Origin of the sequence: Streptococcus sp., from assembly GCF_030825805.1 — a bacterium.
GTDB lineage: Bacteria > Bacillota > Bacilli > Lactobacillales > Streptococcaceae > Streptococcus.
In genome coordinates this window covers 13,618-32,643 of record NZ_JAPJPF010000017.1, presented here as the reverse complement: position 1 = coordinate 32,643, position 19,026 = coordinate 13,618, and the positions used below count along the sequence as shown (strand labels likewise).

25 protein-coding genes are annotated in these 19,026 nt (G+C 39.9%); 12 read left to right on the top strand and 13 right to left on the bottom strand.

The genetic code is table 11. The features are described from left to right. The first annotated feature begins 172 nt into the window (after window positions 1–172). Window positions 173–319: a hypothetical protein gene (locus RCH62_RS04185; protein ID WP_306474695.1), complete on the top strand. Its 147-nt coding sequence runs from the start codon at window positions 173–175 to the stop codon at window positions 317–319. Between the two features lie 70 nt (window positions 320–389). On the opposite strand, the gene RCH62_RS04180 is transcribed toward RCH62_RS04185, so the two are convergent. The 11 genes from RCH62_RS04180 to RCH62_RS04135 form a co-directional block, all read right to left on the bottom strand. Beyond that, entirely contained in the window at window positions 390–908 is a 519-nt protein-coding gene (locus tag RCH62_RS04180; protein WP_306474694.1) for an Imm15 family immunity protein, read from the bottom strand. A gap of 161 nt (window positions 909–1,069) precedes the next feature. Further along, entirely contained in the window at window positions 1,070–1,297 is a 228-nt protein-coding gene (locus RCH62_RS08450) for a hypothetical protein (RefSeq protein ID WP_373689707.1), read from the bottom strand. Between the two features lie 31 nt (window positions 1,298–1,328). Further along, entirely contained in the window at window positions 1,329–1,562 is a 234-nt protein-coding gene (locus RCH62_RS04175) for a hypothetical protein (protein ID WP_306474693.1), read from the bottom strand. A gap of 168 nt (window positions 1,563–1,730) precedes the next feature. Next, a complete protein-coding gene (locus RCH62_RS04170; protein WP_306474692.1) occupies window positions 1,731–2,294 on the bottom strand; it encodes a DUF4303 domain-containing protein in 564 nt (187 codons plus the stop codon). Window positions 2,295–2,891: 597 nt separating this feature from the next. Further along, window positions 2,892–3,215: a DNA polymerase III gene (locus tag RCH62_RS04165; protein WP_306474691.1), complete on the bottom strand. Its 324-nt coding sequence runs from the start codon at window positions 3,213–3,215 to the stop codon at window positions 2,892–2,894. A 36-nt stretch (window positions 3,216–3,251) separates the two neighbouring features. After that, window positions 3,252–3,848 carry an SMI1/KNR4 family protein gene (locus RCH62_RS04160; RefSeq protein ID WP_306474690.1) on the bottom strand — a complete coding sequence of 199 codons (597 nt, stop codon included), beginning with the start codon at window positions 3,846–3,848 and terminating at the stop codon, window positions 3,252–3,254. Between the two features lie 300 nt (window positions 3,849–4,148). Beyond that, window positions 4,149–4,565, bottom strand: coding sequence for a CTP synthase (locus RCH62_RS04155; protein ID WP_306474689.1), 417 nt, complete (start codon window positions 4,563–4,565; stop codon window positions 4,149–4,151). 312 nt (window positions 4,566–4,877) lie between these two features. Beyond that, complete coding sequence (gene zwf / locus RCH62_RS04150) at window positions 4,878–6,344, bottom strand: glucose-6-phosphate dehydrogenase (RefSeq protein ID WP_306474688.1); 1,467 nt, start codon at window positions 6,342–6,344, stop codon at window positions 4,878–4,880. Between the two features lie 166 nt (window positions 6,345–6,510). After that, window positions 6,511–7,326, bottom strand: a complete 816-nt coding sequence (locus RCH62_RS04145; protein WP_306474687.1) for a TIGR03943 family protein — start codon at window positions 7,324–7,326, stop codon at window positions 6,511–6,513. Then, complete coding sequence (locus tag RCH62_RS04140; RefSeq protein ID WP_306474686.1) at window positions 7,323–8,228, bottom strand: permease; 906 nt, start codon at window positions 8,226–8,228, stop codon at window positions 7,323–7,325. The genes RCH62_RS04145 and RCH62_RS04140 overlap by 4 nt, the downstream gene beginning before the upstream one ends. Continuing rightward, window positions 8,225–8,371 carry an SPJ_0845 family protein gene (locus RCH62_RS04135; RefSeq protein WP_306474685.1) on the bottom strand — a complete coding sequence of 49 codons (147 nt, stop codon included), beginning with the start codon at window positions 8,369–8,371 and terminating at the stop codon, window positions 8,225–8,227. The genes RCH62_RS04140 and RCH62_RS04135 overlap by 4 nt, the downstream gene beginning before the upstream one ends. Before the next feature lie 119 nt (window positions 8,372–8,490). Between RCH62_RS04135 and RCH62_RS04130 the strand changes: the two genes are divergently transcribed. From RCH62_RS04130 to RCH62_RS04100, 7 genes are all read left to right on the top strand, one after another. Continuing rightward, the gene (locus RCH62_RS04130) at window positions 8,491–10,617 is read left to right on the top strand and encodes a Tex family protein (RefSeq protein WP_306474684.1); all 2,127 of its coding nucleotides are present in this window, start codon (window positions 8,491–8,493) and stop codon (window positions 10,615–10,617) included. Next, window positions 10,604–11,056, top strand: coding sequence for a SprT family protein (locus RCH62_RS04125; protein ID WP_306474683.1), 453 nt, complete (start codon window positions 10,604–10,606; stop codon window positions 11,054–11,056). The genes RCH62_RS04130 and RCH62_RS04125 overlap by 14 nt, the downstream gene beginning before the upstream one ends. Before the next feature lie 60 nt (window positions 11,057–11,116). Continuing rightward, on the top strand, window positions 11,117–11,392 hold the full coding sequence (locus RCH62_RS04120) for a PspC domain-containing protein (RefSeq protein ID WP_195323716.1): 276 nt from the start codon (window positions 11,117–11,119) through the stop codon (window positions 11,390–11,392). Window positions 11,393–11,781: 389 nt separating this feature from the next. Then, window positions 11,782–12,714, top strand: a complete 933-nt coding sequence (gene hprK / locus RCH62_RS04115; RefSeq protein WP_306474682.1) for an HPr(Ser) kinase/phosphatase — start codon at window positions 11,782–11,784, stop codon at window positions 12,712–12,714. Next, window positions 12,711–13,493: a prolipoprotein diacylglyceryl transferase gene (gene lgt, locus RCH62_RS04110; protein ID WP_306474681.1), complete on the top strand. Its 783-nt coding sequence runs from the start codon at window positions 12,711–12,713 to the stop codon at window positions 13,491–13,493. The genes hprK and lgt overlap by 4 nt, the downstream gene beginning before the upstream one ends. An 11-nt stretch (window positions 13,494–13,504) precedes the next feature. Beyond that, on the top strand, window positions 13,505–13,888 hold the full coding sequence (locus RCH62_RS04105; RefSeq protein ID WP_006595909.1) for a DUF948 domain-containing protein: 384 nt from the start codon (window positions 13,505–13,507) through the stop codon (window positions 13,886–13,888). 15 nt (window positions 13,889–13,903) lie between these two features. Next, window positions 13,904–14,374 carry a YtxH domain-containing protein gene (locus tag RCH62_RS04100; protein WP_306474680.1) on the top strand — a complete coding sequence of 157 codons (471 nt, stop codon included), beginning with the start codon at window positions 13,904–13,906 and terminating at the stop codon, window positions 14,372–14,374. A 98-nt stretch (window positions 14,375–14,472) separates the two neighbouring features. Here RCH62_RS04100 and RCH62_RS04095 read toward each other — a convergent pair whose 3' ends face one another. Further along, entirely contained in the window at window positions 14,473–14,769 is a 297-nt protein-coding gene (locus RCH62_RS04095; protein ID WP_125329830.1) for a DUF3270 family protein, read from the bottom strand. 131 nt (window positions 14,770–14,900) lie between these two features. On the opposite strand from RCH62_RS04095, the gene RCH62_RS04090 reads away from it, so the two are divergent. Beyond that, window positions 14,901–15,830 (top strand): peptidase U32 family protein, encoded by a 930-nt coding sequence (locus RCH62_RS04090; RefSeq protein ID WP_006597381.1) that lies wholly within the window; start codon window positions 14,901–14,903, stop codon window positions 15,828–15,830. 162 nt (window positions 15,831–15,992) lie between these two features. After that, on the top strand, window positions 15,993–17,279 hold the full coding sequence (locus RCH62_RS04085) for a U32 family peptidase (RefSeq protein ID WP_048789336.1): 1,287 nt from the start codon (window positions 15,993–15,995) through the stop codon (window positions 17,277–17,279). A 41-nt stretch (window positions 17,280–17,320) separates the two neighbouring features. Here the strand turns inward: RCH62_RS04085 and RCH62_RS04080 are convergent, their stop codons facing one another. Continuing rightward, entirely contained in the window at window positions 17,321–17,650 is a 330-nt protein-coding gene (locus tag RCH62_RS04080; protein WP_270285291.1) for a hypothetical protein, read from the bottom strand. Window positions 17,651–17,741: 91 nt separating this feature from the next. Here RCH62_RS04080 and RCH62_RS04075 point away from each other — a divergent pair, with 91 nt between their 5' ends. Both RCH62_RS04075 and RCH62_RS04070 read left to right on the top strand, forming a co-directional pair. Next, complete coding sequence (locus tag RCH62_RS04075) at window positions 17,742–17,954, top strand: YdbC family protein (RefSeq protein WP_006597402.1); 213 nt, start codon at window positions 17,742–17,744, stop codon at window positions 17,952–17,954. A 338-nt stretch (window positions 17,955–18,292) separates the two neighbouring features. Continuing rightward, window positions 18,293–19,024, top strand: coding sequence for a cyclase family protein (locus RCH62_RS04070; protein WP_195550009.1), 732 nt, complete (start codon window positions 18,293–18,295; stop codon window positions 19,022–19,024). The last annotated feature ends 2 nt before the right edge of the window (window positions 19,025–19,026 follow it).

Genomic DNA, 19,026 nt, shown 5'->3' with positions numbered 1-19,026 from the left:
TGAATTTCTTTCATTTTTTTCATTAAATGATTCTGTTTTAAAGTAAAGATCTTATCTTCTAAAGTTGTCATGATACTATTTCCTATGTTGTACGGTTACATTATCTTTGTAGGACTTCCAAGAAAATGCACCATTCCCATTATTTCTTTTTTGAATAAGAATTCTATCCATTTTGGCAGTAGCTACATGCCAGTGTGGACAAGGAAGTTTTGCAATCGGAAGGGTTGGTGTGCGGTATCCCGAATTGGTCGTAGTGGAAGTAGTGGGCTTGTTGGCGGCTTGCTTCTGTTGGGGATGGGGTCGTCTGAAAGCTGGGTGAGTGAGGGTTTAGGGGTTCATAAAACCTTAATGTATGCGTTAGGAGGAGGCTATTTCTATTTACGCTTGTTTTAAATATCCTCCTTTTTTAATATAAATACCCTAAAAATTTCATGGCCAAAACCGTCATCAAATTTAGAGTAAACAATGTTAAAAATGTCTTTATAATTAAAATCAGATGAATATTCATGTAACCATGAGAAATTTTCTAAATTTAAGACTGGATAATTTTTAAATGTATTTTCATATTTCGATCTATAAATACAGATGTTAGGTATATAAAAACTATATAGATTATGTAATTCAAAACTTATATCCGGGTATGTTATACATATTGATAAATCGTTATCTATCAAAATATCTTTTGCCATTAAATTTATATTATTAATGTAAAATATCGCAGTATTTAAAAAGAACAAATTCAACTGTTTTGGGGATAGCATTTTCAAAAATGGTTTTTCTCTTCCAGTTCTAGTAATCAAAGGAATTTCCTCAAATTCAACAGGATGCTTAAGTAATTTAATTATTTCATCATACTGATATGATTTTTCAGTTTTTGCTAACTTTGTTAATAGTTTTAAGTATTCCATTATGTTTTCCATCCTTGGCAAAATAAGAAATCTCTATCATCTTTGGAGAATGGGAGGATTCTTCGATGCTTATCGTGAATAGTTCCATCTAGATTTAGTGCCGCATCATTATAAACTCGATTATCCTTTTTCAGACGACCCCATGCGGTGTATTCGCCGTACTACAACAGATTGCCGTTTATGTCGGTTTTCTCACGCGGTATACCGACTTGATCGGAGTGGAAGTAGTGGGTTTTCTGGCAGCTCCCGCTTAAATCATGCGGGAATGACATTCCTGAAACTTCTCCATCTTTCAGAGAACCTTTGCCTATCCTTCTGTCCAAGGCGTCGTAGGTATAGGCCCAAGTCTCTTTGCTGCCGTCTTTTTTAAAGATTTGGGCTTTAACCAATTTGTTGAGGTTCGTCTCAATCTACAGCTTGCTAATTATTGATAATAGATTTTTTAGCTATATGTATTAGATCTTTATAATTCTCCATAAAAGGTTCTTCTAATGTGGATTCTAATAAGCATTCTAAGTCATATAGTATTTTTTGCTCAGCTTCATCAATAATTTCATTATTTTCAACGAACTTAACAAGCCATTCAAAAAAAACTAAGGCTTCATGGTTGTTTAATTTAATAATATAGTCGTTAGACTCTTTTTTAATTTCCATAATATAATAATGCTCCTCGAGAAACTACATATTGTAACTGACTGGTAACGAGATTGTTAAAGAACCCATATTTCAGACGACCTTAAAGAGGATAGTGAGGTCGTCTGAAAAACAGAAGCTACGTGCGTACCGCGCACACTTACGTCGGGATTGGAGGTTTCGTACGGGCTACGACTTGCTTTGAAATCTGTTTTTGAACGTAATGAACTTTTCATATGAATTCAATTGCTCAGCAGAATAATTTTCCATAATTTCTGTATTATCACTATCTGCAATAGAAACAAAAAATATTGCATTTTTTGTTTTTTCCTTATCTACACTTGTTATCGCTTTTTTAAATCCTTCTATAATTGAGTCATATACTTCCGCCTGATATTGCTCAAAATTATTTTCTGTTATTGATGCATTTGCATCATTAAGAATATTTTGAATCTCATTATTGAATATACTATCTATTTTCTCAGGAACCTCTCCAAGCCCTATTGCAAATTGAGGGTAATACCATTTAATAAAAGGATGTTCTTCTTTTGGGTAGTTTAGTCTTTCTATTTCGTAGTGAGAAATAGTGTTAGCAGCCCAACCTAGATATGAGCAATAGTCATCAATATATAATGAGTAAGCAAAAACATCATTAGAATTATTTCTCTCTAATACATAGTTAAATGTCTCTGTAACTCCTTTATATACATTCTGAATTAAATCTTGAATTATAGAATTACTTAAAATATTCATTTTGATTTTCCTTTCATTGAAATTTTGATATCAATCATTCTCTATTAACATTAATGTTTTTAACATCATAGTTTAATGGGATATTATATTTATTTGCTATGCCTCTTGAACGAATAAATGCTGCGTTCATACTAGGAGAGTGTTCAAATGATCCTTTAAAAATAATATGGTGGCAATGCACATTGATAATATGAGATTTCTGAGTTACTCCATGATTTTTTGGAATATTCATCTAGTACAATCTTAAAGGATCTATCCAATTATTTGCATTAGGTGTTAGATGATATAGGTTATCTCCACCCAACAACCCAAGCGGTATATTCGTCGTATCACAGGAGATTACCATGAATGTCGGTCATCTCTCTTGAGATGCCGATTTGGTGGCAGTGGAAGTAGTGGGTTTGTTGGCGACTTTATCTGTCTTCGGTTGTTCAATCGCGAACTTGTGCTAAAGGCTCATAGGAGTCTGGGTCGGTGTAGATAGAGGTGTAGTTGCCGTCCCAAACGACCTTCACGCTGACTAGTGATGAGATTTTTAAAGAACGAATATTTCAGACGGCCTCAAAAGCGATATTGAGGCCGTCTGAAAATATAAAATTACTTGTTCGCACCACGAATTTTTTTCAAGCCATTCTCCAAAATAGTAACTTTCTCGGGAGGAGTCCCCCTATCCAAAGCATCCCACCAATTATTTACTGGTTTAACAAATAATTGGAATCCTTCCTCAGTTACATTAGATTTTCTAATAACGATATTTTCTTTAATAGAACCGTCCTCATTAAAAGGATCAATATCAACAAGTAAACCATTCTTTTTAAGAAATGTCATAAGTGCAATAGACATTCTGATAATATCTTCACGATAGTCTTCATCAGAGTTTGCCTCCCAAAATGTCCGAAAATTAAATAATGTCATATCCATGATAATCTCCTATGATAATCGGATAATTTCAAATAATTATTCTTCTTCTAAGACCATACGATTAAAACAGTCATACAAATCTTCTCCGACTAAATACATATTTTGCATCTTTACTTCTTCAGGCATTTGTACACCAAATTCATCCAAATAATCTTCTTCATCCCATTCGTTTTCATGGTACCAATAAAAAATTTTTCCTATTTTTTCCCCTTTTATACAAAGACATATCCTATCTCCGTAGTTATTCTCAGCAATAGGTAAAAAATTTGTAGGAATCCTATTTTCCATTTTTTTTATAGCTCCGCTCAATGAATAGCCAGTTTGATACGATTCCCCTTCTCCATAGAAACAACCAAATTCCCCTTTCTTTATTACAACATTTTCTATCGGTGAATCAGGGGGATAACAATAGCTTGGTAGCCCATTGTCATACATGGTTAATTTATAAAATACTTCATTTAGATATGTCTCTCCTCCAAAACACGTCAAATAATCTAAATAATCAGAAAATTCTTTTCTATCAATATCTAGAAATTTTGACATTATTTCTCGTGATAAAGGAGCGAAAGGCTTTGCTCCGACCCTTACAACTCCACCCATTTTTTCTATTAAAGTTTGCATTCTTGTACTCATAATGTTTACTCCAGTTAAAGTTTATGGACATGTTCTTCCGATTTTCTTCTTATTACGCATGACACTTGCAGGACCAGTATGCCTAATGACACTATGTAAATCTCTCAGTATTATTTGCGCCGTATTTCTACTATAATGATGCAAAATCAGATTATTTCATGGAGCGCAATATATAAGGTTGTCTGAAATACAAAACAGTATGCGTGCGTACCGCACATTCCCTGCGTCAGGATTGGAGGTTTTGTGTAGGCTGCGGCTTACTCTACATCGGAATTAGAAGTTTCATTGGCTACAGTTCGATTAAACCTCGATAAAACATTCAAAAAAATCAAAGTGATTTTTATCGAATGCAATTAATAACTTACCTTCAGGAATTTTTTTCCCTGTCATACCTCCTATGCAAATTCCGAGATTCTTAAAAAGAATATATTTTTTTCCTTCGATAAATTCTGAATCGATGGCTTTAAGAATTTCGATTGAATTTTTAAATATTTCAATATCTCCTAATATGGGATTAGAATCTTTTAAGCAATACCCATAAACCAATTTATTGTTTTCATAAACTAACTCACAAGCATTTCTATATTCCACCTTATTATTCATAATATTATCTTCAACCATTCTTGCTGGTTTTCCATATTTTTCTTGTATTTCCTCAAGAGAAGTACCAAATACAAAATCACCAATTGATTCATATGGCTTAATTAAGTAGGTCATATTAACCCTTTCCAATATATTTACATTAATAAAACTAGGAACATTTACCAATAATTCTAGGCAATCTTGCTGCCTATTTCCTAGAAATTAATCCCTGCCGTTTAGTTGTCGTAGGTGTATTCGATGCCGTTGTATTCTTTGAGGCGGTTGCAGCTGGTAAGGTTGTCGCCCTTCCCTTCGGCTGCTTTGTCGGAAAGGATGTTGTGGGCGGGGTCGAAGGCGAAGGTTTCGCTGCAACCGGTTTGACTGTTGCGAGCTTTCTGAATGAGTCCGATTTTGTCATAAACGTAATGGAGGACGTCGCTTCTTTGATCAGTGCTTTGAATCAGGTTGCCATGTCCATTTGGCTCCGTATTTTTCAAGTAAATCAAAGCTAGCTTGAGGTCCCATGCTACCAGCCTTGTAGTCATGAAGGGGAGCACCGTTTTCAGCCCAAAGCTTCTCAATACGGTCAATCAATTTCCATGATGCACTCACTTCATCCCAGTGGCTAAAGTTTGTTGAGTTGTTATTTAAAACATCGTAGATCAATTTTTCATATGGATCTGGTGAAGCACCTGTAGCAGTCGCATCTGTTCGATAGTCAAGAGAACTTGGCGCAAGGCTAAACTCTTCCCCTACCTTTTTACCATTAAGACTGAGAGAGAATCCTTCAGTCGGTTGGATATAGATGGTAAGCACATTCGGTGCTAGGGGTTCTCCAAAAATGGAATCCATTTGTTTGAAGACAATGTTCACGTGAGTTCCTTTTTCAGTTAGGCGTTTACCTGTACGGAAGAAGAAAGGTACATCACGGAAGCGGTCAGTATCTACAAAGAAGGCACCTGAAGCAAAGGTTTCTGTCATAGATTCAGGGTTCACATTTGGTTCGCTGCGGTAAGAAATGTATTTCATACCATCAACTTTACCAGAACGATATTGACCGCGGATAAAGTGTTCTTTTAGTTCTTCATCAGTTGGATGGTAAAGGTTCTTGAAGACCTTGGTTTTCTCCGCACGAATGTCATCCTTTGTAAAGCTTGCTGGCTTGTCCATAGCAAGGAGTGACAGAAGTTGGAGGGTATGGTTTTGAACCATGTCACGAAGAGCACCTGATTCATCATAGTAGCCACCACGCTCTTCAACACCTAGACGTTCTGCAAAGGTGATCTGAACATTATCGATATGCTCACGATTCCAAACATTTTCAAAAATCATATTGGCAAAGCGAATAGCAAAGATGCTTTGAATCATTTCCTTACCAAGATAATGGTCGATACGGAAAATTTGTTCTTCGTCAAATGTTGCTAGGAGTTCTTCATTTAGTTTGCTTGCAGTAGCATAGTCTGTACCAAAAGGTTTCTCAACAATCAAACGTTCAAAGCCTTTACCATCAACGATTTGCTCTGACTTGAGGTGTTTGGCAATGGTACCAAAAAATTGTGGTGCCATTGAGAGGAAGAAGAGCTTGTTGTGGTCAGCTTGATATTTTTCGTTTAACTCAGCCTGAAGCTTGCGTAATTCGATATAATGTTCGGTATCATTAACGTCGTGGCTTTGATAGTAAAAATGACTAGCAAACGCTTGAGCCTCTTCTGCGCTATCTGCCAAGTCTAAAATGGATTCGACTACAACAGACTCAAAATATTCCTTACTCCAAGGTCTACGAGCAGTTCCAATAACAGCAAAATGATCAGACAAATTACCTGATTTGTAAAGTCTAAAAAGTGAAGGGTAAAGCTTGCGTTTAGCCAAATCTCCACTAGCACCGAAAATTGTAATAATAACTTTTGATGACATGTTCATACCTATTTTCTAACTTGATAAACCATATTTTACCATAAAATTCAGAAAATTTCCCTTTGAATGTAAAAGGATTCTGACTTTAAAATAGGAAAGAAAAGGAGAAGAAAGCACAAAAAAAGGTTGGACCAAAAGGTCACAACCTAGAGAGTTTTAACAGCCTTTAGAAGACCCGATAGACATAAGGATTAGTAGGTTTTTCTACTGAGTGGGCTTCTTTTATATCTAAGACAGGAAGACTTTGGCCAAGTTGTTTATGGTATTGGATCTTTAGAGTTCCAGTAGCTTGGACCCAAGTATTATCGTCATAGGTTTGGGAGGCTCCTTTGGTTAAGAGACCATAGACTCCTGAGTCGGCGATACAGTGGATAATCCCAAAACGGAAAAGGAACTGGCTACCCGGATCCTGAGGGTCCTTATAAATAAAGCCGGTTAGGGTAAAGGTTTTTCCAGCAAATTCATCTGGATAGTCATAGATCACTTCCATGACTTCCATATAGTTTTCTGTCGTGATCTGGATATGATCTTGTTTGAGGTACTTCTTAGCTGCAGCTCTCATCTCGGATTCATAAGCAGACTTGGTAAAATAACTGCTAGTGTCAGGCTTGAGGTATTGGTTGGTTGTTCCTTCGTCGTTTTGAATATCCTTTGAAGAGCCAGCCGCGATGGGAAAATGATAGCCCTTGGCTGAAACCGTTTGGGAATCCAAGGTCACAGTCGGGAAGCCGATCCCTACAATCAAGGGAATCAGGAGCAGAAGAATACTCATGACTTTGGCTTTTTTACTGGCAAGGTGACTATGAACGGGCAGATTCTTCATCCAAATATAGAGCTGGACGACAGCCAAGAGGAAGGAAAGAATCATAGAGATATAGGCTAAATAGGAATAGTGCATATTGATGTATTGGTTGAGCTTACCAGAAAGCTGCAAATACATCGTAATTTCGAAATACCCTGCTAAAATGAGAAATCGAATCATAGGACCACCCCCACAAACCAAGCATAAACCAAGACAACGAGACTGACGATGCTAATGAATTGGACAATAAAGCGATTGGTCAGATAATTCTTCATCATCAAGAGGTTCTTGACGTCCAGCATAGGTCCGATAACCAGAAAGGCTAAAACGGGAGCTAAGCCAAAACTCGAGAGAAGGGAAGAGCCGATAAAGGCGTCCGCCTCACTACACAAGGAGAGGAGGAAGGAGAGAAGCATAAGGAGGAGAATGGCTAGGAGTGGCGTCGCTGAAATAGAAGTTAGCACGCGAGTTGGCACATAAACCTGAACCACACTGGCAAATAAACAACCGAAGACCAGATAGCGTCCAGTGTCGAAAAACTCGTCAATGGCCTGCACAAACACTTGGAAGAAGCGTTGACCGGCAGATAGTTTTGAAAAGTCATGAATATGGACTTCCTTGCGGTTGGCCCGTTGAATAGAAGCTGTTTGGAAAAATCCTAGGAAAATCCCCAGAACAGTCGCTACCAGGATAGAGCCGATCGCTCGTAAGAGAGCCATTTGAATAGAATTGCCAAAGGCAGAATAAGTGGCAAAGAGGACAATGGGGTTAATAACCGGGGCTGTCACTAGAAAGGGCACAGCTGTATAGCTGGGCACCTTCTTCTCTAAAAAACGATTGATAATGGGGACGATGCCACACTCACAGGAAGGGAAAATAAAGCCAATCAAGGTCCCAAATAGAATTCTCCCCCATTTATTTTGGGGAAGGGCTCGGTAGATTTTTTCAGGGGTGATGTAGACATCAATCGCCCCTGAAATGATACTTCCAATTAAAACAAAGGGAAGGGCTTCAATCATAATCGAAAGAAAAATCGCTCCAGCCTGAAGGACACTGGTTGGCAACTGTTGGAAGAAACTCATTTGTTAGAATCCTTCTGCTCTTTTTCCCCTGTTGTTTCATTCTTCTTGTCATCTGGTAAAGTGACTTGAGGGGGATCTGGTAAGACAGCAAATTCCTCAAAGAGTTTGTCTAAATCGTCTGTTTTTGAAAATTTAATCGCCATGATAGGTCTCCTTTTCTTTTTTTCTCATTATATCAAATTCTCATAAAATAGGGGAAAATCAAGTCTAAAAGTAAGATGAAAAAGCAGTATAGAAGGCCTTCTATGGTATAATAGAAGCTATGGAAAAATATGAAAAAATAGCCCAAGAATTGGGCGTCAGTCTCAAACAAATTGATACTGTTTTGACCTTGACAGCAGAGGGATCCACCATCCCCTTTATCGCTCGGTATCGGAAAGATGCTACGGGTAATTTAGATGAAGTAGCCATCAAAGCTATTATCGACATGGACAAGTCTTTAACAGCCTTAGCCGATCGGAAAGAAACGGTTCTTGCTAAGATTGAAGAGCTTGGGAAACTGACCCCAGCCTTAAAAGAAGCAATTGAGCAAGCTGAAAAATTGGCGGATGTGGAAGAATTGTATCTTCCCTATAAGGAAAAACGCCGGACCAAGGCAACCATTGCGCGTGAGGCAGGACTTTTTCCACTTGCTCGGATGATTCTGCAAGATCAAAAGGACTTGGAAACAGCAGCAGAAGAATTCCTATCTGAAGGATTTCCAACTGTAAAGGATACAATCTCTGGTGCTATCGATATCTTGGTCGAAGCCATTGCTGAAGATCCACAATTGCGCAACCTTACCTACCAGGAGATTCGCAAACACTCTTTGATCACCTCTAGTCTCAAGGATGAAAGCAAAGACGAGAAGCAAGTCTTCCAAATCTATTATGATTTTTCTGAGAAGATTGCAAACATGCAGGGCTACAGAACCCTGGCCTTAAACCGTGGAGAGAAATTAGGGGTATTAAAGGTTGGATTTGAGCATCCTGTAGACCGTTTGATTCGTCACTTTGAAGCCCGATTTAAATCGAATAATAGCTACATTGAAGAAGTCATTAACCAGGCTCTGAAAAAGAAAATGCTACCAGCTATGGAGCGTCGAATTCGGACAGAACTGACAGAAGTGGCAGAAGATGGAGCCATTCAGCTTTTCTCTGAAAATCTTCGACACCTTTTGCTGATTGCTCCCCTCAAGGGGCGCGTGGTCTTGGGATTTGACCCAGCTTTTCGGACAGGAGCTAAATTAGCTGTTGTCGATCAGACAGGAAAGATGTTGACCACCCAGGTGATTTACCCTGTTGCGCCGGCTAAACCAGCACAAATTGAAGCGGCCAAAGAAGAACTGAAACGGCTGATTCGTCAATACGGCGTGGAAATCATTGCGATCGGGAACGGGACGGCTAGTCGAGAGAGCGAAGCCTTTGTTGCGGAAGTTCTCAAGGAAGTTCCAAATGTCAGCTATGTCATTGTGAACGAGAGCGGGGCATCTGTCTATTCAGCTAGTGAATTGGCTCGCCATGAGTTTCCAGAACTGACAGTTGAAAAGCGCTCAGCCATCTCCATTGCCCGTCGTTTGCAGGATCCACTGGCTGAGTTGGTTAAGATTGATCCAAAATCTATCGGAGTCGGCCAGTACCAGCATGATGTCAGCCAGAAGAAATTATCTGAAAGCCTTGATTTCGTAGTCGATACCGTGGTAAACCAAGTCGGAGTTAATATTAACACAGCTAGTCCAGCCCTCTTGTCTCACGTGGCTGGTCTCAATAAAACCATTTCTGAGAACATCGTGAAGTACCGGGAAGAAGAAGGGTTGATCACTTCTCGGGCACAGATTAAAAAGGTTCCTCGTCTGGGAGCCAAGGCTTTTGAACAAGCAGCTGGTTTCTTACGGATCCCAGAAAGTGAGAATTTCCTCGATCGTACAGGGGTCCATCCAGAAAGTTACCCTGCAGTGAAGAAGCTCTTTACCTTACTAGGCATCAAGGAGATGGATGAAGAGGCCCAAGCCAAGTTGAAACAAATTGACACGGTTTCTATGGCCCAGGAACTTGAAATTGGCCCTGAAACCTTGAAAGATATTGTCGCAGATCTTCTCAAACCAGGTCGCGATTTACGTGATTCTTTTGATGCTCCTGTCCTTCGCCAGGATGTTCTTGATTTGAAAGACTTGAAGATTGGTCAAAAACTAGAAGGAGTTGTCCGCAATGTTGTTGACTTTGGAGCCTTTGTCGATATTGGGATTCATGAAGATGGTTTGATCCACATTTCACAGATGAGCCAGCAATTTATCAAGCATCCAAGTCAAGTTGTTTCAGTTGGTGACCTAGTGACCGTTTGGGTCTACAAGATTGATTTAGAACGGGAAAAAGTAAATCTTTCCCTCTTGGCACCACATGAATCTGACTAAATACGTTCAAGAAGTATCGCTGGAAGATTTTGGTCGCCCTTTTCTTCACCAAGCCATCTGGAATCCTCGCTTGCGTTCGACCGGCGGTCGCTTCTTTCCTAAAGATGGCCATCTGGATTTCAATCCTAGAATCCTAGAGATATATGGCTGGGAAATTTTTCGAAAGATTGTCCGTCATGAGTTGTGTCACTACCATCTCTACTATATGAAAAAGGGCTATCGCCATCAGGATCAGGACTTCAAGACCTTGCTTAGAGAAGTAGACGGCTTGCGGTATGCCCCTTCAGTTGATAAGGGAAACTATAAGATTTATGTTTGTACGAGCTGTGGGCAAGAATTCAGGAGAAAGCGGCAGATTGATCTGCAAAAGTACCGCTGTGGGCGGTGTAGAGGACTACTTAAGTATCAAGGGACAATTGATACAGGAAATCGGCCTTGAGTCGGATGACAGTGACTTGATTTCGGGATATACTGTTCTAAAATAATAGGAGGTAGGCCCTTGAATCCAACTTTTTATAAATTACGTCGAGGCAGAATCGTTTTCGGAGTATTTGCTGGACTAGCGGATCGATTTGGGCTCGATGCAAACCTATTGCGTTTTCTCTTTGTGCTCTTTAGTATCTTTCATGCTTATGGGCTTGTAGGCTTGGCTATTTATTGCCTGTGTGCCTTCTCCTTGCCGTATAAAGAAGACCTTGAAAGAGAAAAGTATAGCCTCGGACCTCGCAAACGGAAGGATGCACAGGTAATCAAAGACGATGATCCATTCTTTTAAAGAATTTTCATGAATCGAATAAGAATGTGAGGCTGGGACAAAAGTCCTAGCCTCTCAATTGTCTTTGGATTATCGAGCAAGACGCAGTGGTTGAGTGAGCTCTACTACGCTGATTTCATCAGCTTTTACAGCCCTACTCAACTGTGCGGAGGTGGGACGACGAAATCGAATTCTAACGAATTACCGATTTCTGTCCCACTCTCATCTTTTTTATAAAAAGAAGAAACGATGGAAAAATGGGATGACAAGGATAAAGAGAAACATCAAAGGGTACTGGAATGAGTGTGAGAATAATAGCATCAGTTTCGATACCAAAAAAAGATGCTTGAGCAAGTCTTACCTGGGATAATTTGCTATAATAGTAAGAGAAAACAAAAAGGGAGAAGCCTATGGCAATAACAGTCCGAGATTTAATTGATAAGCTTCGTTTGAAGGTTGTGTACGGCAATGAAAGCCTATTTGAAAAAGAAATCACAACGGCAGATATTTCACGTCCTGGACTTGAAATGACAGGATATTTTGATTACTATACTCCAGAACGAATTCAATTGGTTGGGATGAAAGAGTGGTCTTACCTCATCAAGATGACCTCCCACAATCGTCACCAAGTTTTGAGAAAGATGTTCCAGCCGGAAACACCGGTACTCATCATCGCGCGGGATCTAGAGGTTCCCGAAGAAATGCTTCGCGCCGCTGAGGAAAAGAAAATCGCGATTTTAAGCAGTCGCGTTCCAACTAGTCGCCTGTCTGGTGAACTGTCAAGCTACCTAGATTCTCTCCTTGCGGAAAGAACTAGTGTCCATGGTGTCTTGATGGATATCTATGGCATGGGGGTTCTGATCCAAGGAGATAGTGGAATCGGGAAGAGTGAGACTGGGTTAGAGCTCGTCAAACGAGGCCATCGTTTGGTAGCAGATGACCGGGTAGATGTCTTCGCCCGTGATGAGATGACCTTGTGGGGTGAGCCCGCTGAAATTCTACGCCATATGCTAGAGATTCGGGGAGTAGGGATCATTGATGTCATGAGTCTCTATGGTGCCAGTGCAGTTAAAGATTCTTCTCAAGTTCAAATCGCTGTCTATTTGGAAAACTACACCAAGGAACAAACCTACGATCGTCTTGGCAATAATGCAGAAGAAATTGAGTTCTGTGGAGTGACTATTCCAAGAATTCGCATCCCTGTTAAGACAGGTCGCAATATTTCCGTTGTCATTGAAGCAGCTGCGATGAACTACCGCGCCAAAGAAATGGGATATGATGCTACTAAAACCTTTGAAGATCGATTGACCCAGTTGATTGATCAGAATGAGGTGAAAGTATGAATCCAGTAGCCATTCAACTTGGTCCCTTTAGCATTCGCTGGTATGCGATTTGTATCGTCCTCGGTCTCCTTTTGGCGGTTATCCTGTCTATGAAAGAAGCCCCTCGTAAAGGCATAGAGTCAGACGATATTATTGATTTCATTCTGATTGCTTTTCCAGTAGCGATCATAGGGGCCCGTCTTTACTATGTTATTTTTCAATGGTCTTATTACAGGGAACACCCAGGAGAGATTTTTGCCGTATGGAACGGTGGGATTGCTATCTATGGTGGACTCCTGGCAGGGGCTCTAGTCCTCTACCTATTTTCACGCAGTCGTTTGATTGACCCGGTTGATTTTTTAGATATCGCTGCACCGAGTGTCATGATTGCTCAAAGTATTGGCCGTTGGGGCAATTTTGTTAACCAAGAAGCCTACGGAGCCATTGTTAAGAATTTAGATTATTTACCTTCTTTCATTCGGAATCAGATGTTTATTGATGGACATTACCGTCAACCGACCTTCTTATATGAATCTTGTTGGAACTTGCTTGGTTTTGTGCTGATTCTTTACTTGCGTCGTCGTCCGAAACTGTTGAGAAAGGGCGAAGTTACTGCTTTCTATCTGATCTGGTATGGCTTTGGTCGAATGATTATTGAAGGAATGCGGACAGATAGCTTGATGTTTTTGGGAATTCGAGTTTCACAATGGCTTTCCCTGATCCTCATCCTACTTGGAATCAGCATCATGATCTATCAACGAAAAAAGAATGCACCATTTTATAGAACGGAAATAGATTAAGGAGAAAAGAAATGTTTATTGAAATTGCCTATGGGCTTTTAGGGTTAGCTTTAGTAGTTTTGGTCATCTACTTGATTATCTTGTTTTCAAAGATTGGAAAAGTTGTAGATGAGACTCAGGTAACGATTAAGACCTTGACATCAGATGTGAATGTAACCTTACACCAAACCAATGAGTTGTTAGCAAAAGTGAATGTTTTGACAGAAGATTTGAATCAAAAAGTTGCAACCATTGATCCACTCTTCACTGCAGTGGCAGATTTATCTGTATCTGTATCAGATCTGAATGATCAAGCGCGTCAGATTAGCAAAAAAGCTGTCGTAGTTGGTGGGAAAACCGTTAAAACATCTGTCGGATTAAAGGCAGCTCGCATGGCTATGAAATTATTTAAATAAGAAAAGAGGTACCTTATGGGACGTTTATCATCATTGTTAATTGGAACGATTACTGGCGCATCTGTTGCCTACTTCCTGACAACAGAAAAAGGGAAAGAGTTGACTGGGAAAGTCAAAGGTTTTGTAAAAGAATACCAAGAAAATCCACAAGAAGTTCATGATTCTGTGAAACAATCTGCGATTGAACTATCCAAGCAAGCATCAGACGCTATTCAGCAAACCAAGGAAAAAGTTGAAAGTGGTGAGATCAACAAAGACACTGTTATCGAGACAGTGAAAGATAAGACGCAGGATGTGGTAGAATTTTCACAAGATGCTATCCAAACGATTAAGGAAAAAATCCAGCAAAAGACCGGCAATCAAGCAAGTCCTTTCCAGCCTAAACAGGAAAAAGAAAGTGAAGAGATTGTCCTTGAATTAGAAGAAGAAACAGCTCTTCCAGAAGTTGAAGAAGATAGCAAAGAAACAGCTGTAGAAGAAGAATAAAATAATCCCTCACCAATGGTGAGGGATTTCTTTTATGAAATGACAAACGAGGATGGGAAATGCCAAAAAGCCTCCCGAAGGAGGCTAAAAATGTAATCTTAGTCCTGTTTCCGTTTTAACTGGAAAATGCGGAAAGCTTGGATACTTCCCAAACTACAAGCAATTGCTGAGGCAAAAGCAAAGAAGGTATTCATCTTCATTGATAAAAAGACGAAACTAAATAAAACAGTTAAGACACAAAACACAGCAATATTAAGGAAAAATAGTAGCTCACTTAATTGCGGAGCTGGTTCAGTATCAAGGTTAAAATCATAATTAGTTGTTGTATTCTCTTGTTGAAGAGGGATTTCGACATAGTCGTATTCTTCAACAACTCTAAGTTTTCTTGCGGGCATATTTCTCTCTCCTAACAGTACTCTATTATTTTAACACGTTTTCAAGCATAGAAATATTACAAAACTGTTACAATTTTTACAAAATTAAGAAATTTAGAGAGCAAAATGACTTTTTTGGTATAATAGTTTTCATGAAAAAGATAATTATTACAGCTACAGCTGAAAGTATTGAACAGGTTCAAGCCCTTCTAGAAGTAGGTGTGGACCGTATTTATGTCGGAGAAAAGGAATTTGGATTACGACTTCCTCACACTTTCTCGTATGACGAATTAAGTCGAATTTCTGATCTAGTCCATGCGGCAGGTAAGGAAATGACAGTGGCTGTCAATGCCTTGATGCACCAAGACATGATGGATCGTATCAAACCATTTTTAGATTTCCTTGCTTCGATTAACGTCGATTATATCACGGTAGGAGATGCAGGCGTCTTTTATGTATTGAAGCGGGATGGCTACAGCTTTAAAACCATTTATGATGCTTCAACTATGGTGACAAGTAGCCGTCAGATTAATTTCTGGGGACAAAAGGCTGGTGCTTCAGAAGCTGTTCTTGCTCGAGAAATCCCATCTGCAGAGCTTTTCAAGATGCCAGAAATCTTAGAGATTCCTGCTGAAGTATTGGTTTATGGTGCCAGTGTGATTCACCATTCTAAACGTCCTCTTCTACAAAATTATTATAATTTTACTCACATCGATGACGAAAAGACGAGAGAGCGCGATCTCTTTTTGGCAGAACCAGGAGATCCAGAAAGCCACTATTCTATCTTTGAGGACAAGCATGGAACTCATATTTTTGCCAATAATGACTTGGATTTGATGACCAAACTCTCTGAGTTAGTCGAGCATGGTTTCACCCACTGGAAGTTAGAGGGGATTTATACACCTGGTCAAAACTTTGTGGAAATTGCCAAGTGTTTTGTGAAAGCACGTGAGCTTCTAGAAGCTGGGACCTTCACATCTGATCAAGCCTTCTTATTGGATGAGCAGATTCACCAATTGCATCCTAAGAATCGTTTCCTTGACACTGGATTTTATGATTACGATCCAGACATGGTTAAATAAAGGAGAAAAGCCTGCCAGGAGTGCGGGCCTTCCTTTTTAGTGATGGTAAAGAATGAGAATTGTCAAAACAATTCCCAAACCATTGCCTTTCGACTGGATTTGCTATAAAATAGACAAGATTGATAATCTAACTAATATACTTGTAATATACTAGGAGATATGATGACAAAACAATTGAAACGTCCTGAGGTTCTATCACCTGCGGGAACACTTGAAAAACTAAAGGTTGCTGTGCGCTATGGTGCGGATGCCGTCTTCATTGGTGGTCAGGCCTATGGTCTTCGTAGCCGTGCAGGGAACTTCACTTTCGAGCAAATGGAAGAAGGAGTCCAATTTGCGGCCAAATATGGTGCCAAGGTCTATGTTGCGGCCAATATGGTCATGCATGAAGGAAATGAAGTTGGAGCTGGTGAATGGTTCCGTCGCTTACGGGATATTGGAATCGCAGCAGTCATTGTTTCAGACCCTGCCTTGATTACGATCGCAGCGACAGAAGCTCCTGGCTTGGAAATTCACCTCTCTACCCAAGCTAGTGCCACCAACTATGAAACTCTAGAGTTTTGGAAAGACTTGGGCTTGACACGGGTCGTTTTGGCTCGCGAAGTTTCGATGGAAGAACTAGCGGAAATTCGTAAGCGGACGGATGTTGAAATTGAAGCCTTTGTTCACGGAGCAATGTGTATCTCCTACTCTGGCCGTTGTACCTTGTCCAATCATATGAGTATGCGTGATGCCAACCGTGGAGGATGTTCCCAATCTTGTCGTTGGAAGTACGATCTCTACGATATGCCATTTGGCCAAGAACGTAAGAGTCTCAAAGGGGAAATCCCTGAAGAATTCTCGATGTCAGCTGTGGACATGTCGATGATTGACCATATCCCTGATATGATTGAAAATGGAGTGGACAGCCTCAAGATTGAAGGTCGGATGAAGTCCATTCACTATGTCTCTACCGTAACGAACTGCTACAAGGCAGCTGTTGATGCTTATTTGGAAAGTCCTGAGAAGTTTGAAGCGATTAAGCAAGATCTAGTAGATGAAATGTGGAAGGTAGCCCAACGTGAGTTGGCTACAGGATTCTATTACGGAACACCATCTGAAAACGAGCAACTGTTTGGGGCTCGTCGGAAGATTCCAGAGTACAAGTTTGTCGGAGAAGTGGTAGCCTATGATGCGGACAAGCAAATTGCGACCATTCGACAACGGAATGTCATCAATGAAGGAGACCAAGTGGAATTTTATGGACCTGGGTTCCGTCATTTTGAAACGGTGATTGAAGATTTGCATGATGCCAAGGGCAATAAAATTGATCGGGCTCCAAATCCGATGGAGTTATTGACCATTCATATGCCAACACCAGTTGAACCAGGTGATATGATCCGTGCTCTTAAAGAAGGCTTGATCAACCTCTATAAAGAAGATGGAACCAGCCAAACGGTTCGTGCCTAAAACGTAAAAAAAAACACCGCATGCTTCCCAAGCTTGGAAGTTTACGGTGTTTTTTGTTGTGCGATTCGAATCGTATGTGGAACGAGACTAATCTTTTGAATGTCAGAAATTCGAATGATGGTTGACATACTCTTTTTAAAATTCTTGACAATGAGTTGTTTTCGTTCCTGATCATATTTCACGATATCGCCTGTAAAACTCTTATTTTGGAAGATGACATGGACTCCTTGTTTTTTTCGAAGGGCCAGTTCAATAATCTGAATCGTTTTACCATCCTTTAAAGGAGCTGGTTGAGAGGTTTTATCGTTGAAAAATTCATTGGCTCTGTCCTTGAGAAGCTCAAGAAATCTTTTCATAGCATAATTCTCCATAAGTTGATACAATATATTATAGAAAATTTCATTCATTTTGTAAAATTTTTTACGAATTATTAAGGTGAAAGACATTGAAAAGGAGTATGAAATGGCAGATTTTAGTTTTGAAATTGAAGAACAACTCTTGGTCTTATCTGAAAATGAAAAAGGATGGACCAAGGAGTTAAACCGGGTTAGCTTTAATGGAGCACCTGCCAAGTATGATATCCGAACTTGGAGCCCTGACCATACGAAGATGGGCAAGGGGATCACTTTGACCAACGAAGAATTCCAAGTTTTGCTAGATGCATTTAAACAGTAATAGGATGAGTAAGAAAGAGAGTGGGACAGAAATCGGTAATTCGTTAGAATTCGATTTCGTCGTTCCACCTCCGCACAGTTGAGTAGGGCTGTAAAAGCTGATGAAATCAGCGTGGTAGAGCCCACTCAACCACTGCGTCTTGCTCGATAATCCAAAGACAATTGAGAGGCTAGGACTTTTGTCCCAGCCTCTTTTTTGATGCTTTCTATAATTATAGTTTGAAACTATATCCCATTCAAGAAAACAAGATTAACGCAAATCATTGTGGATGATGGGATGGACTGTTATAATAACCTTATTCATTTATGCCATGTAGCACTTATAGGAAAGGAATCCATATGTCAGATTTACTAAGTATTTATAAAGAATTGCAAGCTAAAAAATGGGTGGACTTGAGTCACCAAATCAATGCAGAAAGCCCACACTTCCCAGCTCTTCCTGCCTTGCAACAAGAAGACCTTTTCACATTAAAAGACGGTTTCCATGTCCAAAAATTTACAGTAGTTGGTCAATACGGAACACATATTGATGCACCGATTCACTTTGTAGAAGGGGGGCGTTGGTTGGATGAGATTGACCTAAAAGATCTCCTCTTGCCACTCTATGTTATCGACAAGTCTAAAGAAGTAGCAGCCAATCCAAACTTTATCTTGAGCAAACAAGATATCTTAGATTTTGAAGCTGAACATGGACAAATTGTAGAAGGAGCTTTTGTTGCCTTCCGTAGTGATTGGTCAAAACGTTGGCCAGATCAAGATGCTATGCGTAACCTCGATGAAAATGGGGTTCAACAAAGTCCAGGATGGAGCCGTGAAGCTCTAGAATTCTTGATTCATGAACGTCATGTTAAGGCTGTGGGTCATGAAACCTTTGACACAGATGCTGGTATTCCAGCAGCAGAACACGGCTTGGTCAATGAATACTACCTTTTGGAGCAAAATATCTACCAAGTAGAAGTCTTGAACCACTTGGATCAAGTGCCAGCAGTAGGTGCCTTGATTTCAATTTCCTTCCCTCACTGGGACAAGGCAACAGGTTCACCTGTTCGTGCCATTGCTATCTTGCCTTAAAA

Excerpts from the sequence above, each read along its gene's own strand:
- RCH62_RS04085 (WP_048789336.1), top strand. The coding sequence starts at position 15,993 with ATGACAAAACAATTGAAACGTCCTGAGGTTCTATCACCTGCGGGAACA.
- RCH62_RS04130 (WP_306474684.1), top strand. The coding sequence starts at position 8,491 with ATGGAAAAATATGAAAAAATAGCCCAAGAATTGGGCGTCAGTCTCAAA.
- RCH62_RS04105 (WP_006595909.1), top strand. The coding sequence starts at position 13,505 with ATGTTTATTGAAATTGCCTATGGGCTTTTAGGGTTAGCTTTAGTAGTT.
- RCH62_RS04100 (WP_306474680.1), top strand. The coding sequence starts at position 13,904 with ATGGGACGTTTATCATCATTGTTAATTGGAACGATTACTGGCGCATCT.
- RCH62_RS04075 (WP_006597402.1), top strand. The coding sequence starts at position 17,742 with ATGGCAGATTTTAGTTTTGAAATTGAAGAACAACTCTTGGTCTTATCT.
- RCH62_RS04095 (WP_125329830.1), bottom strand. The coding sequence starts at position 14,769 with ATGCCCGCAAGAAAACTTAGAGTTGTTGAAGAATACGACTATGTCGAA.
- lgt (WP_306474681.1), top strand. The coding sequence starts at position 12,711 with ATGAATCCAGTAGCCATTCAACTTGGTCCCTTTAGCATTCGCTGGTAT.
- RCH62_RS04140 (WP_306474686.1), bottom strand. The coding sequence starts at position 8,228 with ATGAGTTTCTTCCAACAGTTGCCAACCAGTGTCCTTCAGGCTGGAGCG.
- RCH62_RS04170 (WP_306474692.1), bottom strand. The coding sequence starts at position 2,294 with ATGAATATTTTAAGTAATTCTATAATTCAAGATTTAATTCAGAATGTA.
- zwf (WP_306474688.1), bottom strand. The coding sequence starts at position 6,344 with ATGTCATCAAAAGTTATTATTACAATTTTCGGTGCTAGTGGAGATTTG.
- RCH62_RS04080 (WP_270285291.1), bottom strand. The coding sequence starts at position 17,650 with ATGGAGAATTATGCTATGAAAAGATTTCTTGAGCTTCTCAAGGACAGA.
- RCH62_RS04070 (WP_195550009.1), top strand. The coding sequence starts at position 18,293 with ATGTCAGATTTACTAAGTATTTATAAAGAATTGCAAGCTAAAAAATGG.
- RCH62_RS04145 (WP_306474687.1), bottom strand. The coding sequence starts at position 7,326 with ATGATTCGATTTCTCATTTTAGCAGGGTATTTCGAAATTACGATGTAT.
- RCH62_RS04155 (WP_306474689.1), bottom strand. The coding sequence starts at position 4,565 with ATGACCTACTTAATTAAGCCATATGAATCAATTGGTGATTTTGTATTT.
- RCH62_RS04175 (WP_306474693.1), bottom strand. The coding sequence starts at position 1,562 with ATGGAAATTAAAAAAGAGTCTAACGACTATATTATTAAATTAAACAAC.
- RCH62_RS04165 (WP_306474691.1), bottom strand. The coding sequence starts at position 3,215 with ATGGATATGACATTATTTAATTTTCGGACATTTTGGGAGGCAAACTCT.
- RCH62_RS04180 (WP_306474694.1), bottom strand. The coding sequence starts at position 908 with ATGGAATACTTAAAACTATTAACAAAGTTAGCAAAAACTGAAAAATCA.
- RCH62_RS04135 (WP_306474685.1), bottom strand. The coding sequence starts at position 8,371 with ATGGCGATTAAATTTTCAAAAACAGACGATTTAGACAAACTCTTTGAG.
- RCH62_RS04125 (WP_306474683.1), top strand. The coding sequence starts at position 10,604 with ATGAATCTGACTAAATACGTTCAAGAAGTATCGCTGGAAGATTTTGGT.
- hprK (WP_306474682.1), top strand. The coding sequence starts at position 11,782 with ATGGCAATAACAGTCCGAGATTTAATTGATAAGCTTCGTTTGAAGGTT.
- RCH62_RS04090 (WP_006597381.1), top strand. The coding sequence starts at position 14,901 with ATGAAAAAGATAATTATTACAGCTACAGCTGAAAGTATTGAACAGGTT.
- RCH62_RS04160 (WP_306474690.1), bottom strand. The coding sequence starts at position 3,848 with ATGAGTACAAGAATGCAAACTTTAATAGAAAAAATGGGTGGAGTTGTA.